Here is a 14838-nt window from a genome sequence, read left to right as displayed (position 1 = left end):
TCCGCAGAGCGTTCCGTTTACGGCAAAGGGAGACAAAAATGTGGAAAAGTCAGGAGACAAAAAAACGCTCCTTTCTCTTGCTTTTATCAAGTTTCTGTCAGGCGGTGTGAATGGGCACTACGGCAGCGGCGGCCACGGCCGGACGGCGGGTAGCCTTCGTAAAGGAGTAGTCGAGACGGCCCAGGTTGATACCCGACCAGCCTACCTGGTTGATGAGCGTTTGGTGACCGTTGGGGCCGGCTACCACGTCGGGTTTGTCGAGGAAGGTGTGGGTGTGGCCGCCCAGAATCAGGTCGATGCCGGGGGCGCCGGCGGCCAGCTTGAAGTCGTCTATTTTGGGGCCTTTGTATTGGTAGCCCAGGTGCGAGAGGCAAATCACCATGTCGCAGCGCTCGGGGCCGCGCAACTGCGCTACCATCTTGTTGGCTACTGTGATGGGGTCGAGGTATTGGGTAGCGCCGAAGTTCTTATCGGCCACCAGGCCCGCCAGTTCAATCCCTACCCCAAACACACCGATGCGGTGTCCGGCCTTCTCAAACACCTTATAGGGCTGAAACTTGCCGGCCAGCGGGGTAGCCGAGAAATCGTAGTTGGCAATCAGAAACGGGAAACCGGCGTGGGGCAGCTGCTTTTGCAGCCCTTCCAGGCCGTTGTCGAAGTCGTGGTTGCCGAGGGTGCTGGCGTCGTAGGCCATTTCCGTCATCAGCTTATACTCCAGCTCGCCCTCGAAGAAGTTGAAGTAGGGCGTACCCTGCCAGATGTCGCCCGAGTCGAGGAGCAGCACGTGGGGCTCCTGCTGCCGGATCTGCTGAATGAGGGCCGCACGGCGGGCCATGCCACCCATATTGGCCCACTGCCCGCCGTTGTCGGGAAAGGGGTCGATGCGCGAGTGCATGTCGTTGGTATGCAGAATTACCAGGCGGCCCTTGGTATCGGCCGCAGTGGCCGAGTGGCTCAGGCCCAACAACCCCAGGCTGGCGGCACCCAGCGTCGAATGCTTCAGAAAATCGCGACGGTTCACGTTGGAAGTTTTAAATTATGAATGTTGAGTTTTGGGTTGAGTATTCTGCCACGTGGATGAATTGAGAATGAGAGAGTGATGCTTTTCACAACCTACACAAGTCATTCAAAATTCAACACTTACAACTCAACACTTCATTTCACCCTACCTTCTACGCGGGCCTCTACGGGTTTACCTTGGGCCGTGAGGCTGGTGATTTTGTCGGCAATGGCCTGGCGCAGCAGTACGCCCGTATCACGCTGGGTGAGGGGTTTGAAAAACAAAAGGTTGTCGCCGCCACCGGCCAGGTAGTCGGAAATGGCAATGGCGTAGACGCGGGCCGGGTTGAAGGGCTGGCCGCCAATGCGAATATCAGTGGGTTTGCCATCGGGTGCTACGGCATAGGTAGCGCCCGAAACCGCCATTTTGATACGGGCGGCGTAGTCGAACAACTGCTGCACCACGGGGCCAGGGGCATCCAGCACTACCAGCTTGTTTTCAAACGGCATCAGCTCAAACACCGAGCCCAGCGTGATGGGGCCGGCCGGAAACGCCGTGCGCAGGCCGCCGTTGGTCATCACGGCCAAATCAATGGGCTGGTGCAGGGCTACGGCGGCCCGCTCGCGCTGCAAGTCGGCCACAAAGTTGCCCAGCGGCGACTCGCCTGCGTTCTTGGTAAGGGCCACTGGAGCCGTTCCCAGCACCGCCGACATCTGTTCCGTAACACGCTGACGGTAAGGAGTGATTTCGGCGGCCATCTTTGCGTCCTCGGCCTGGCTCTTATCGACGGGGCGGGCCGTAATGGGGGCCAGGGCCGCCTGGGGTTGGTAAGCAGCGCGCTGGCAGGCAGGTAGCAGGGCTACGGCCAGCAGCCAGCCAAGAGCAGTGGTACGTGTGCGAAAAAACGACATAAGCAGGAGGGGCATACAGAAGTGCAAAGGTACGCGAATTGCGCGTTTCGGCGGCGGTGTGATACCCGTGGTTGGTATTCGCCTTACCCTACTTACCCACTTCACCTAACTCAACTATGCACCTACACCCTGCGTAAGCGGGCGCGTACTTTCTCCCGTGCATTATCCCCCCGATACGGTATCTTTAACCGTTTCACCTGTTCTGTTGCTTATTCCAGGCCCACCCTTCCCTCTATGGCCGATACCTCCTCTACCGCCCCGCTTTCCTTTTCTGAATTCACTCCCCTGAGTACGGCCGCCTGGCAGGAGCGCATCCGCCGCGACCTGAAAGGGCAGGACCCGGCCACGCTGCGCTGGCACTCGCCCGAAGGCGTGGTAGTGGAACCCTTCTACCACCGCGAAGCTCTCGACGCGCTATCTACTCCCGCCACCCCGCAGGTGCGCACGGCGGAGGCCAACGCCTGGCTGAACGTGCCTACTTACCTGGTACCGGCCCACGACAACGGCCACGCCGCCATCGACCGGGCAACGGAGGCGTTGCAACGCGGTGCCGACGGCGCCCACTTCGACCTAGCCGATACCGCCGCTTTCGACGTTACCTACTTGGCGCAGCGCCTACCCCTGGCCACTACGTACGTGGGCTACTCGGTGCGCGCCACGCCCCTACCCCTGATCGAGCGGCTGCTGACAGCCAGCGGCAACACCCTGCGCGGCTTTCTGCGCTTCGACCCCGTAACGGACCATTTGCCGGATTTGCAGGGGCAGCTCACCGCGCTGCGAACCGTATTGCAGTTGACGCAACACCTGTCAGAATTCAAGGCGCTGACGCTGAACGGGGCGTATTTCGGCAACCGGGGCGGTACGGCTACGCAGCAGCTGGCCTTTGCCCTAAGCGCGGCGGCGTACTATCTCGATTGCCTACCCAGCAACGAACTAGAGGTAGCCACGGTGGCCGCCGCCGTGCAAGTGCAGGTGGCCATCAACCCCAGCTACTTCACCGAAATAGCCAAGCTGCGCGCCCTGCGCCGGCTGTGGGCCACGCTGCTATTTGCCCAGCAGCTACCCGCCGAGATGGCGCCCCAACTGCGCATCTACGCCAGCACGGCCACCTGGAGCCAGACTACCCTCGACCCGCCCACCAACCTGCTGCGCACCACCACCGAGGCCATGGCCGCCGTGGTAGGCGGCGCCGATGCCGTAAGCGTCACGCCCTTCGACAGCCTGTTTGCGGCGCCCAATGCCTTTGCCGACCGCTTGGCCCGCAACATCCCTACCCTGCTGCGTGCCGAAGCCCACCTGCAACAAGTGGCCGACCCGGCTGCCGGCTCCTACTACCTAGAAACCCTCACCGATGAGTTGGCCCGCAACGCCTGGGCACTGTTTCAAGAGGTGCAGGCAGCGGGCGGTATGCCGCGAGCCGTTCGGCTCGTTATCAATCATCTACAAGTCACCACCCAGGCGCAGTTCCGGCGCATTGCCACCGGCGAGCAGGTGATTGTGGGCACCAACCGCTACCAGAATCCGCGTGAGCAGTTCAGCTTCAACCCCAAGCGCTTATTGCGTAGTGCCGATTTTGACTCGACGCGGGCCGCCTACCCCTCGGAAGTACTGCAACTGGCCACGGCGCTGCACTTTCAGCGGCGCGAGAAGAAGCTGAAGCGGGCGGCCGTGGTGCTGCTGGGCGCTCATACCAACCAGCACATTCTGGAATCGTTTCTCCAAACCCTTCCCGCCGCAGAACGGCCGGAGCTGCGCGAGAGCCACCCGGAGGGCACGGTCTCGGTGCTGTTTTCTTCTTCCGAAGAAGCCACGCTGATGTATGCCACGCCCGAGCAGTTCAGCCGATTGGCCCGCCTGGTGCACCGCGTGCCAGCCGACGACCCATCTTTCCTACCCTCGCCCCTGCTCACCTCCGACCTTGCGACGTTGCAGGAAGCCGTGCAATTTTTTGGTTTTCAAGAATTTGTGGTGGAAGGTTATAGCACGGAAGATGTGCTGGCCCGATTACAGGGCAAACGGTAGGGGCGCGTGGCACGCGCCCTTCGGCCGCGCCGTAGCAGCTTCTTCCTAATATCCCCACCCGATGCCGGACGCGTGCGACGCGCCCCTACCCCTACTCTCATGACGCCCGATTTCGCCCATATTCCCTACAACGCCGGCACGCTGCCTACCCCCACCGCGCCGCCCGCTGCCTCCCCTACCCCCGAAGGCATCGAGCTGAAAAGCTACTACACGGCCCAGGACGTGGCCGGCCTCGACCATCTCGGCTTTGGCGCGGGCGTGGCGCCCTACCTGCGCGGCCCCTACTCTACTATGTATGTGCAGAAACCCTGGACCGTGCGGCAGTACGCGGGCTTCTCCACGGCCGAGGAAAGCAACGCCTTTTACCGCCGCAACCTGGCGGGCGGGCAAAAGGGCCTCTCGGTGGCGTTTGACCTGGCCACGCACCGCGGCTACGACTCCGACCACCCCCGCGTGGAGGGCGACGTGGGCAAGGCCGGCGTGGCTATCGACTCGGTGGAGGATATGAAGGTGCTGTTCGACCAGATTCCGCTGGATCAGATGTCGGTGAGCATGACCATGAACGGAGCGGTGCTGCCCATTATGGCCTTTTACATTGTGGCGGCCGAGGAACAGGGCGTGACGCCCGACAAGCTGGCGGGCACCATTCAGAATGATATTCTGAAGGAGTTTATGGTGCGCAACACCTATATCTACCCGCCCGCGCCCAGCATGCGCATCATTGCCGATATTTTTGAGTACACGGCGCGGCACATGCCTAAGTTCAACAGCATCAGCATCTCGGGCTACCACATGCAGGAGGCCGGCGCCACCGCTGACATTGAGCTGGCCTATACCCTGGCCGACGGGCTGGAGTACGTGCGCACCGGCCTGGCGGCGGGTTTGAGCATTGATGATTTCGCGCCGCGGCTGTCGTTTTTCTGGGCCATTGGCATGAATCACTTCATGGAAATTGCCAAGATGCGCGCCGCCCGTATGCTCTGGGCCAAGCTCATCCAGCAGTTCAACCCGCAGAACCCGAAGTCGTTGGCGCTGCGCACGCACTGCCAGACCTCGGGCTACTCCCTCACCGAGCAGGACCCCTACAACAACGTGGCCCGCACCTGTGTGGAGGCGCTGGCCGCCGTGCTGGGCGGCACCCAAAGCCTGCACACCAACGCCCTCGACGAGGCCATTGCCCTCCCCACCGACTTCTCGGCCCGCATTGCCCGCAACACCCAGCTCTACCTCCAGCACGAAACCGACATCACCCGCGTGGTGGACCCCTGGGGCGGCTCCTACTACGTGGAAACCCTCACCCACGAGCTGGCCGACAAAGCCTGGGCCTTGATGCAGGAGGTGGAAGAGCTGGGCGGCATGGCCAAGGCCATTGAAACCGGCCTACCCAAAATGCGCATCGAGGAAGCCGCCGCCCGCAAGCAGGCTCGCATCGACTCCAACAAGGAGGTAGTGGTAGGCGTGAACCAATACAAGATTGACGAGCCCACCAATATCGAACTGCTCGACATCGACAATGCCGCCGTGCGCGAGTCGCAGATTGCGCGGCTACAAAAAGTGCGGGCTGGGCGCGACGAAGCGGCTGTGCAGGCGGCGCTGGCGGCGCTTACGGCGGCGGCTGGGCAGACCCCACCCCCCGGCCCCCTCCCCTCCGGGAGAGGGGGAGCCACACAGCAGTCAACAACAGAATCGTTTGGCTCCCCCTCTCCCGGAGGGGAGGGGGCCGGGGGGTGGGGTAACCTCCTGGACCTGGCCGTGACGGCCGCCCGCCTGCGCGCTACCCTCGGCGAAATCTCCGATGCCCTCGAAAAAGTATATGGCCGCCATCAGGCTACCATTCGGGCCATTTCGGGTGTATATTCGGCGGAGATGAGCTACGACGAGCAATTTGCCCAGGCCCGCCACATGGCCGACGACTTCGCCGCCCGCGAAGGCCGCCGCCCGCGTATGCTGGTCGCCAAAATGGGCCAGGACGGCCACGACCGGGGCTCCAAAATCATTGCTACCTCCTTCGCCGACGTGGGCTTCGACGTGGACATTGCGCCCCTGTTCCAAACGCCCGCCGAGGTAGCCCGTCAGGCCACCGAAAACGACGTGCACGTGGTGGGCGTCAGCAGCCTCGCCGCCGGCCACAAAACCCTGATTCCGCAGCTGCTGGCGGAGCTACGGCAGCTCGAACGCGCGGATATCCTCGTTATTGCCGGCGGCGTGATTCCGGCGCAGGACTACCAGTTTCTGTATGATGCGGGCGTGGCCGGCGTGTACGGGCCGGGGACGGTTATTGCCGTGGCGGCGCAGGAGATTTTGGGGAAGTTGGGGGAGTAACTCGATACAAGACTATATCTTGTTTGGAGATTTAGCTTTTCCTGTCTGTTTAATACGATAATTAACATTACACTAATTATGGGCATAAGACCACGTAAGATTTCTGTCAATTTCTGGCGCATTAATACAGACAGTAATAACGAACATTCAGAGAAAATACTGAACGATGCTATTGCAACCGTTGATTGCTCAAAATTCAAATCATTTCTTAAGGGAGAGAGCTATTCGCTAGATGCTTATGCAGTAGAAGATAGAGGAGATTATATACAAGGTGCATTAGTGCACAATCAAATGGCAAATCTACCTCCTACTTATGCGACGGATAGTAAACAATTTGGTTTACTTCCATTAACACCAGGCCAAGGTCTTAGTAAAACTAGTTGTTTTGTCTTTGAAAAGCGGCGGCGCATTCTGCTACTAGAAAGCCCTGGTGAAGGCAGCACTACAGCCCGTGATTGGTGCCTATATCTGCGTACTATGTTACTTGAACAGCGGAATGGGCGTTTTCCACACATTCATCCAGCTGTTATTGAAAACTTAGATGCTCGTGCTGTATTCAAACGTCTTACTCGAATTACGCAACTTAGAGTACATATAGCTCGGTTGCGTGATGTCTCTATGTTCCGCGATGAAGCTACTAGGCAAGCTATTACTAGCTCTTTCAAAGTTGCTACTGAGAGTGGCAGCGATGAGATAATTTGTACTTTCAAGGTCCCAAGTCGTCCGCCTAAAAAGCGGCAGACAGACCTAGGAATAAACCCTTCATTACAAAGAAGTTTTGTCGACAAATTTGTTAGCGCGATGGATGAATTAGATCCTCGTGAACTATCACTATTGCAAGTTGTTGGACAGGAAGAGGATTTGGAACGCCTAACTCAGCTAAATTTGTTAGCAAACAGAGTAACAGATTCTATCTCAGCTGTTCCTTTTACAGATTCCACGCTGCCTAGTTCTGTAGCTGTTCGCCATAGGTGTCAGCTCATTCTAGAATTATTTGAAAAACACGCTGCCGTTATTCAAAGTGTAGGCGGAGAGTAGCTTAACCAATCATGACACGTATTATCGAACGGTATTGGCCACTTACAATAGCCCTAGGTGTTACCTGGGTAGTGCGCCACTATCTTCATACTTTAGCCCCAGCAGAGGCTAACAAAATTTTTGGAGCGTTTAGTAGCGCCAGCTTAACAGTTACAACCACACTTCTAGGCTTTCTATTAACTATTTATACCATTTTTCAGACTATAACTAGCCGACGCAAACAGTTTATTACTCAACTTGGACAATTGCCTTTATTCAATCAGTATTTAGTTGTTGCAGTGTGGGTGTTATTAGCAACAGCTTTATTTCTACTTAGCTTATCTTTTATTCCCTCTGATATTAATACAGCTTCTTCTTATTGGCGTTATGTTCAATTAATTACTGTATTTACCACTGCTTTTTCGCTTACCTGTTCCATTAGGTTTATATATATTTTTTTACAGTTAATGGGAAGCAATATAGATTAATCATTTATCACTTTTTTAGCTTGTAGATAGATATATCTGACCAAATTCGTCTTGCTGCCAGGCTTTTATTCCCACCACCGCCGTTGTGGCAGCATCCCTACCCCTACCACCACCGACTGGCCTAGCTCGGGCGTCGTGAAGGGCACGTGGCGGCGGGCGGCTTCGGCGGTGGCCCGCTTCACCGATTCGTTCCAGGGGTGGTGAGCTTCGGTGAAGGCGCCCCAGTGCACCGGCAGAAACACCCGCGCCTGCACGTCGAGGGCGGCTTGCACGGTTTGCTCGGGCAGCATGTGAATCTCGGCCCAGTTCTTATCGTACTGCCCGCACTCCAGCAGTGCCAGATCGAAGGGGCCGTACTGCTGGCCAATGCGCTGGAAGTGCGGCCCGTAACCGCCGTCGCCGCTGTAGAACACGCGGTGGGTAGGCGTCTTCAGCACCCACGACGACCACGAGGTGCTGTTGCGGTTGCCCAGCCCGCGCCCGGAAAAGTGGCGCGCCGGCGTGCTCACAATCGTGAGGCCGGGCAGCTGGATGGAGTCGTGCCAGTCCAGCTCCTGCACGCGGGCCGGGTCTACGCCCCAGGCCAGCAGGTGCGCCCCTACCCCCAGCGGCACGTAGAAGTGGGCCACCTTGTCCTTCAGCTTCACGATGGTTTTGTAGTCGAGGTGGTCGTAGTGGTCGTGCGAAATCAGGACTGCTTCGATGGGCGGCAGCTCCTCGGCCGTAATGGCCAGCGTGTCGTTGTAGCGCTTGGGCGTGACCAGGGGTAGCGGCCCCATCTTCACGCTCAGCATGGGGTCGAAGAGGATGTTTTTGCTGGCTATTTCCACCAGGCTGGCCGAGTGCCCAAACCACGTAACGCGCACCATGTCCGGCGTTTTGCGGGTGATGCTGAGCGAGTCGAGCATATGGGTAGGCAGCGGGCCGGGCGGCTCGCTGCTGGGCGTTTTGCTGAACAGAAACTGCCAGAACACCTTCACTGTACTCCCCCCGGTCATCACCTCCGTCGGCACCAAGTTCCGGAACTCCCCATCCTGGTAGTGCCCCGACTCGGCATAGGCCGCCCGTTGCGCCTTGGTTGGCTTACCGCCCAGCTCCGGGCTCAACTGCGCAAACGCGACACCTGCTACAATCAGCATGGCCACGATACCTGCTACCAAGTAGCCAACGATTTTCCAGAAATTGCGCATTTCGTTCAGGGAGCTAAGAATATTCTGTGTACCCAATCCGTATACCCGACTGTTTGTTCGGGGTTTGCATAACAAAGGCTTTTCCGGAGAACATCTGAAACAGAACGAGGGCAGAACGGACCAAAAAAAGAACGTCATTCCGAGCTTGTCGAGGAATCTCGCGTGCTGACGTAAGACACTACCTACCATCAGCACGCGAGATTCCTCGACAAGCTCGGAATGACGTTCTGCTAAAACGCTCTATATAAAGACGGCCTTTTATTTCTTCGACAGCCACAGTGCCACGGCGCCGCTTACCAGGGCCAGGAGTGCCCCCGAGGCTACCGGGTGCAAAGCGGCACGCGTGTAGTAGCTTTTCTGAAACACGTAGCCCGGATGGTCGCCGTGTACGTGGCCCCCAACACCGGGCTGGTGCAAACCGCCCTGCGGGTTGCTGGGCGCCTGGTCGGGGCGCACTTCCTGGCTGGGCATCACGTGGGCATTCACCCAGTCTACAGCGCTGGGTGCTACTTTATTGAAGGAGCTGAATAGCTTGCTAGCACCGCCCACGTACACGTCGCGCTCCGTATGCGCGGCGGCGTGCACAATGGCATAGGCCACTTCTTCGGGCGCGTATACGGGGTCAGGCAGCTTCGGCTCCCGGTCCAGGTAGTTGCGCGCGTTTTGCATAAATGGCGTATTAATGCCGGCTGGCTTGATCAGTGTAACCGACACTGGCGCGCCCTCGTGCTCCAGCTCGGCGCGCAGCGCGTCGGTAAAGCCTTTGATGGCGTGCTTACTGGCCGCATACACCCCTTGCAGCGCCACACCCAAATCGGATACCTCGCTGCCCAAGTTGATGAGTGCGCCGCCTTTGGGCTTCAGGTGCTTCAGGGCTTCCAAGGAGCCATTCACCACACCCCAAAAGTTGGTATCGAACAGCTTGCGGTAGTCTTCCACGCTTCCCTGCTCAATCATTCCTACAATGCCTACCCCGGCGTTATTTACCCAGGTATCGATGCTGCCGAAGCGCGCCAAGGCGGTTTCGGCAATGCGCCGCACCTCGTCGGCATTGGCCACATCGGCCGCTACGGTGGCAACGTCGCCGCCTAGCTCCCGGGCCACCTTCTGCAAGTCTTCCTCACTGCGCGCCGCTAGTACCAGCTTTGCACCTTGTTTGGCGGCTAGTTGAGCCGTAGCTAGTCCGATGCCGCTGGTTGCACCTGTAATAACAATGGTTTGTTCCTTGATGGGTTTGAGTTTCATAGGGGTAGAAATTAGAACTGTATTTCCTACCTCTTACGCAGCCCTACCCAACACGGCTATTTGGCTTTATATGAGCTTCCTATTTGTATAAAAATATAGTTGATTTTGTGCGCAGTTATTTACTCATACTACAAAGTTTCACTGTTTGTGCATGCCATTGTTACTAATTCAATAACATAAAATTATTATAAAATCATATAGTCGCACACATTCATAAAATATAAATAAACCACACTACTAATAAAGGAAAAGCGAAATAATTAAACATGAATAAAATATATAATAAGAATCACCAAGCAAATAAATATTTCATAAATATCTGTAAATAAGATACTTAAATCATAAAACGATAAATATAATAGCTTATTATGTAGTTGAAGCTCAACAATAACCACTTACAATTTATACCCACTATACACGCCCCGCCAATCATCTTATTTTTAAAAAAGTACAACCCTTTCGTTGAGTATGCGTATAGCCGAACTTATTTAATATAAACGGGAGCGACAGCATGTGTGCTTTTCTTGAAAAAAGCCATTAAAACAGAATAATAGGCACGTAAAAAGTCTATCATATAAGTATAGTTCTATTTCTAATCCAGCAAGTAACGTTACTCACTATAGAAATCTCTTAGCATAACTTTTTGAGGGCGCTGCATGGAAACTGTTAATACTTTTGTTGCGAAGCAACCAACTGCTTTCTTAGATAAAGTCAATGCATCCACAACAGTTGCTCGCAAACCTGCTTTTCTGGACTATATTCAGAACGCTCGGGCCATTGCTATTCTGTTCATTGTAGCCATCCATTGTTACGGCATCCTAAAGCCGGAGTTTGAACCTGTTATCCTGCAACGAGGCACGTTGCTGTTCATGTTCATCTCGGGCTTTCTTTTTCAATACCTCTCCAAGCGATTCGATAAAAAGACCTATTGGTACAAGAAGGTGCAGAACATCCTGGTGCCCTATGTACTTATCTCGCTTCCTATTCTGTTTATCCGCTTCGCAACGCACCACCACAACCCAGACATAACGGAAGTATTTCCGGCCTTTTTCACGTATTCCCTACCCACGCAGTTAGTGGCCTATTATGTAACCGGTATGCACTTGGTGCCTTTCTGGTTTATTCCCATGATCTGCTTTTACTACCTGCTGGCACCGGTCTTTATCTACCTCGACCGTAACCGAACAGTGTATTATTTTCTACCTGTTTTTATGTGCCTGTCGTTGTTAGTCACCAGATCATCAGAGCTGTACCGGTTTCATCTGGCCTTTATCCATTACATATCCATCTATTTGCTTGGTATGTTCGCCAGCCGGTACCACAAGCGGCTGCTGTCCATCACAGATTTGCTATGGCCTATTTTACTTGGTCTTACCGTTGCCTTTATCGTATTGGGCGCCATTTTCACCCAGAAGGAAATCCGCTTTATCGAGCAATTCTTGTATTGCCAAAAACTACTCCTCTGCTGGAGCATTATATACTTGTTGTGGAAGTTTAACGACAAGATTATGCAGAATAAATTCTTGTCTAGCAACCTGACTAAATTATCTAACGTCAGTTTTGCTTTGTATTTCATTCATTACTATTTCCTGTATTTTATTGATTACCTAACGGAAAATGGCACATTAAACTGGTCCCCTACCTTCTTCCATTCTACGTTGATTTTTGTTGCTGATTTACTCTTTTGTTTCGCCGCTATTGCAGTAATAAAAGCTATTGCTGGCAGTAGGAGCAAGTATCTTATGGGTTACTAATCGTTGTAGAAACACAACACTCTGTGTTTCGTTTGCCAAGGCTATATGGCCGGCTTTGGTCATTTAGTTAATCTTATTCAGGAAGCCATAAGGCCGTCATGCTTGATTTAACGAATGGCGCGTTCATTCTACAACTATTACAATAAACAGAGGAGCCGGATTTCAGCAGTACTGAAATCCGGCTCCTCTGTTTATATACCTTCTTAGGGCTCTCCTATAGCAGCTCCAGTGCCGCTTCGTTGCCTTGCTGAATGGCCAGATCGTGAGCCGAGAGACCCCGCACATCGCGGATACTGGTATCAGCACCTGCTTCCAGCAGAATTGGTATCAGCTGGTTGCGGCCAAACAGGGTAGCAAACATGAGAGCCGTGCCGCCGTTGCCGTTTTGCAAGTCCAGGTTGGCGCCGTGGGCAATGAGTTGCCGAGCTATTTCGGGGTAGCCTTTGAAGCATACACCCATCAGGGCAGTATTGCCGGCGCGGTCTTGCACGTTCACGTCGGCCCCAGCCTCTAGCAGCAGCTTGGTAGCCTCCAGGTGGTCGTCGTAGGCGGCAATGATAAGCGGCGTGAAGCCTTTGGCATCCTGCGTATTTACATCGACGCCCGTCGCGAGCAGTTCACGCAAATAGGCTACATCGCCCCGGCGGGCGGCATCAAACAATAAGTCTTCGGGGCGAGCGGAGGTGAATGGACTTTCCAAGAGAAAAAGCTTAGTGATGATGCTGATACGGGGGCTTACGCGACTGGTTGTATCAACCAGCTAACCCAACTGGATGTTTTAGGGCGCGGGCACCGGGTAACGGCCAAACAGCTCGGCCACGCTGTTGTTAATCTGCTCTACCTGCCGATTGGGTTTCTTAGTAAGAGCGCCGGCCACGTTGCCCTGCCACACCAGCGTATTGCGGGCGGCATCTACTACATCTACCGTGGTAGTTCCCTCGCGGTAGGCCCGCACGGGCACCTGCTGGCTCTGCCAACCGTAGCGGTGCTGCCCCACATACGGAGGCGCCTCCCAGATCTGCGTTTCGCGGGTTTGCACTTTATCGGCCACTACTACCCCCACGTGCACCCACACATCGGGCTGGGGGGCGCGACGGTAACCCCGCTTTTCCAGCTCACGGGCAATGGCTGCCTGCCAAACGGGTAGGGTTGGGCTCATCACCTGGTAGCCGGCCTCATTGCGGGCGTCGGCGGCCGGAAAGTTGTAGGTGTGGTAGGCTGTAAAATCGGTTCCGGCCATCTGGTCAACGGCCGTGACCTGGGCACTAGGGGCACAGGCTGCCAATACTAGCAGAAGTGGCAGTAGCTTTTTCATTTGCCTATGTACGCAACCTGGCTTGGGGTGGCCTACCCAGCGATGCTATTACATGCAACGCTCCCGTCACCAAGCCCTGAGATATGGATCTGGTGACGGGAGCGTTAGCTACACTCTTCTACCTACTTAGCGGCGGGCAAAGAGCCCACGCACACCGCTTTTGTACTGTTTGTAGTAAGGCCGGTGCGTATAGCCATAGCCACGCTTAATCGCCCGCGTGAAGGGAGTACCCGCCACCGTATTGCCTACCGATAAGAGCAGGGCCACAACAAGTACAAAAATGGGACGCAGAGTGGTAGAAGAGAACATGAGCAGAGCAATAAAAGAGATGTAGAAGATCAGGATGCCGAGTCCGCTGCGGCATTTGTTCTACAAAACAACTCAATTGAATAGCGCAAAACTCATTTTCTCGGTATTTGCACTCCTCTGGTAGCTGAACAGCTTATTTGAGACGGCAAGCAGATTCAATATTGGATATTTTTCCACTATTGAGAAAATATACTTTCTATGTGGCCCATCGCTTTCACCTAGTAGGCGCTTCTCATGTTCGCTAATGCAACGGCCGCCGCTTGACCATACCACCTTTTGTGTCGCGCACACTGCTCATCACCACAAAGGCGTTTGGGTCAATCTTGTCAATCTCGTCGGTGAGGCGGGTTACTTCCAGGCGCGTTACCAGCGTGAAGATGATGTCGATGGTATTCTGATCCTGCCCTTGCGTGTTGTAGCCGCTTTTGCCCACATAGAGGGTAGCACCGCGACCCAGCTTTTCGGTGACCATGCGCCGGATGTCCTCACTTTTGGGCGAAATGATGGTCACGCCCGTGTATTCCTCAATGCCTTCAATGATAAAATCAACCATTTTGGCGGCGGCCAGGTAGGCTAGAATCGAGTAGAGGGCGGTGGTGATAGACAGCAACAGCGCCGCCACGCCAAAGATGACGATGTTGATAAGCAGAATAATATCTCCTACTGTTAGGGGAAGTTTCTTGCTGAGGTACACAGCCAGGATTTCGGTGCCATCGAGTACGGCGCCGCCGCGCACGGCCAGCCCGATACCCGACCCCAGGAAGAAGCCCCCAAACACGGCAGCCAGTAGCTTGTCTTCGGCCAGCACCGAAAAGTGCACGAAGTACAGCACCGTGGCTAGCCCCAGAATGGCTGCCAGCGTACGCGCCGCAAAGCCCCGCCCCAGCTGAAAATAGCCCATCACCACAAACGGGATATTGAGCACCACAATCAGCAATGGCAGCGAAAGGTGGGTGGTGTGGTTGGTGAGCAACGAAATGCCCGTTACGCCCCCATCGATAAAGCCATTGGGTAGCAAGAAGCTTTCGAGGCCCAGCGCCGCCGAAAAAATGCCAGCCACCATCATGAGGCCCTGCACTACTTGCTTGCGCCACCAGCGTGGTCCATACACCGTCGGATGGGCATTGCCTTCGTGCGGCGGAATAGTTTCGGTGGCCGCAGTGACGGCGGTGCCTTTGGGCTGGTCTTGTAGCTCGGCAGGGGTAGGCTTAACAGGCATGCAGTAGGAAATATGGTCCCTATACGTAGGAACCGCCCGGAGTTGA

The 14838-nt window shown here is 55.4% G+C and carries 13 protein-coding genes; 5 read left to right on the top strand and 8 right to left on the bottom strand.

Annotated features, from left to right (window positions below; genetic code table 11):
* Positions 1-97: 97 nt before the first annotated feature.
* Positions 98-1021: a metallophosphoesterase gene (locus tag H8B15_RS07215; protein WP_187318998.1), complete on the bottom strand. Its 924-nt coding sequence runs from the start codon at positions 1019-1021 to the stop codon at positions 98-100.
* A 134-nt stretch (positions 1022-1155) separates the two neighbouring features.
* Positions 1156-1926: a 5'-nucleotidase C-terminal domain-containing protein gene (locus H8B15_RS07210; protein ID WP_246455342.1), complete on the bottom strand. Its 771-nt coding sequence runs from the start codon at positions 1924-1926 to the stop codon at positions 1156-1158.
* 219 nt (positions 1927-2145) lie between these two features.
* Here H8B15_RS07210 and H8B15_RS07205 point away from each other — a divergent pair, with 219 nt between their 5' ends.
* The 4 genes from H8B15_RS07205 (at position 2146) to H8B15_RS07190 (ending at position 7760) form a co-directional block, all read left to right on the top strand.
* Positions 2146-3933, top strand: a complete 1788-nt coding sequence (locus tag H8B15_RS07205) for a methylmalonyl-CoA mutase family protein (protein WP_187318997.1) — start codon at positions 2146-2148, stop codon at positions 3931-3933.
* Positions 3934-4032: 99 nt separating this feature from the next.
* Complete coding sequence (gene scpA, locus H8B15_RS07200; protein ID WP_187319170.1) at positions 4033-6255, top strand: methylmalonyl-CoA mutase; 2223 nt, start codon at positions 4033-4035, stop codon at positions 6253-6255.
* 78 nt (positions 6256-6333) lie between these two features.
* Positions 6334-7293 (top strand): hypothetical protein, encoded by a 960-nt coding sequence (locus H8B15_RS07195; protein WP_187318996.1) that lies wholly within the window; start codon positions 6334-6336, stop codon positions 7291-7293.
* 11 nt (positions 7294-7304) lie between these two features.
* Entirely contained in the window at positions 7305-7760 is a 456-nt protein-coding gene (locus tag H8B15_RS07190) for a hypothetical protein (RefSeq protein WP_187318995.1), read from the top strand.
* A 65-nt stretch (positions 7761-7825) separates the two neighbouring features.
* On the opposite strand, the gene H8B15_RS07185 is transcribed toward H8B15_RS07190, so the two are convergent.
* Together H8B15_RS07185 and H8B15_RS07180 are read right to left on the bottom strand one after the other, a co-directional pair.
* Complete coding sequence (locus H8B15_RS07185) at positions 7826-8950, bottom strand: MBL fold metallo-hydrolase (protein WP_187318994.1); 1125 nt, start codon at positions 8948-8950, stop codon at positions 7826-7828.
* A 258-nt stretch (positions 8951-9208) separates the two neighbouring features.
* The gene (locus H8B15_RS07180) at positions 9209-10195 is read right to left on the bottom strand and encodes an SDR family oxidoreductase (RefSeq protein WP_187318993.1); all 987 of its coding nucleotides are present in this window, start codon (positions 10193-10195) and stop codon (positions 9209-9211) included.
* Positions 10196-10851: 656 nt separating this feature from the next.
* Between H8B15_RS07180 and H8B15_RS07175 the strand changes: the two genes are divergently transcribed.
* Complete coding sequence (locus tag H8B15_RS07175; protein WP_187318992.1) at positions 10852-11949, top strand: acyltransferase family protein; 1098 nt, start codon at positions 10852-10854, stop codon at positions 11947-11949.
* A gap of 214 nt (positions 11950-12163) precedes the next feature.
* On the opposite strand, the gene H8B15_RS07170 is transcribed toward H8B15_RS07175, so the two are convergent.
* The 4 genes from H8B15_RS07170 to H8B15_RS07155 all read right to left on the bottom strand — a co-directional run bounded on the left by H8B15_RS07170 (position 12164) and on the right by H8B15_RS07155 (position 14792).
* On the bottom strand, positions 12164-12649 hold the full coding sequence (locus tag H8B15_RS07170) for an ankyrin repeat domain-containing protein (RefSeq protein WP_187318991.1): 486 nt from the start codon (positions 12647-12649) through the stop codon (positions 12164-12166).
* 78 nt (positions 12650-12727) lie between these two features.
* Positions 12728-13264: a DUF4136 domain-containing protein gene (locus tag H8B15_RS07165; RefSeq protein WP_187318990.1), complete on the bottom strand. Its 537-nt coding sequence runs from the start codon at positions 13262-13264 to the stop codon at positions 12728-12730.
* Positions 13265-13390: 126 nt separating this feature from the next.
* Positions 13391-13573 carry a hypothetical protein gene (locus H8B15_RS07160; RefSeq protein WP_187318989.1) on the bottom strand — a complete coding sequence of 61 codons (183 nt, stop codon included), beginning with the start codon at positions 13571-13573 and terminating at the stop codon, positions 13391-13393.
* Between the two features lie 241 nt (positions 13574-13814).
* Entirely contained in the window at positions 13815-14792 is a 978-nt protein-coding gene (locus H8B15_RS07155) for a YitT family protein (RefSeq protein ID WP_187318988.1), read from the bottom strand.
* Between the last annotated feature and the right edge of the window lie 46 nt (positions 14793-14838).

This window comes from Hymenobacter citatus, assembly GCF_014333615.1.
GTDB classification, from domain to species: Bacteria; Bacteroidota; Bacteroidia; order Cytophagales; family Hymenobacteraceae; genus Hymenobacter; species Hymenobacter citatus.
The sequence above is the reverse complement of the archived record's forward strand: the minus strand, read 5'-3'. Positions and strand labels throughout refer to the sequence as shown.

Bases quoted from the DNA above. Each gene is read 5' to 3' on its own strand.
- H8B15_RS07210 (WP_246455342.1), bottom strand. From the start codon at position 1,926: ATGCCCCTCCTGCTTATGTCGTTTTTTCGCACACGTACCACTGCTCTT.
- H8B15_RS07205 (WP_187318997.1), top strand. From the start codon at position 2,146: ATGGCCGATACCTCCTCTACCGCCCCGCTTTCCTTTTCTGAATTCACT.
- scpA (WP_187319170.1), top strand. From the start codon at position 4,033: ATGACGCCCGATTTCGCCCATATTCCCTACAACGCCGGCACGCTGCCT.
- H8B15_RS07195 (WP_187318996.1), top strand. From the start codon at position 6,334: ATGGGCATAAGACCACGTAAGATTTCTGTCAATTTCTGGCGCATTAAT.
- H8B15_RS07190 (WP_187318995.1), top strand. From the start codon at position 7,305: ATGACACGTATTATCGAACGGTATTGGCCACTTACAATAGCCCTAGGT.
- H8B15_RS07185 (WP_187318994.1), bottom strand. From the start codon at position 8,950: ATGCGCAATTTCTGGAAAATCGTTGGCTACTTGGTAGCAGGTATCGTG.
- H8B15_RS07180 (WP_187318993.1), bottom strand. From the start codon at position 10,195: ATGAAACTCAAACCCATCAAGGAACAAACCATTGTTATTACAGGTGCA.
- H8B15_RS07175 (WP_187318992.1), top strand. From the start codon at position 10,852: ATGGAAACTGTTAATACTTTTGTTGCGAAGCAACCAACTGCTTTCTTA.
- H8B15_RS07165 (WP_187318990.1), bottom strand. From the start codon at position 13,264: ATGAAAAAGCTACTGCCACTTCTGCTAGTATTGGCAGCCTGTGCCCCT.
- H8B15_RS07160 (WP_187318989.1), bottom strand. From the start codon at position 13,573: ATGTTCTCTTCTACCACTCTGCGTCCCATTTTTGTACTTGTTGTGGCC.
- H8B15_RS07155 (WP_187318988.1), bottom strand. From the start codon at position 14,792: ATGCCTGTTAAGCCTACCCCTGCCGAGCTACAAGACCAGCCCAAAGGC.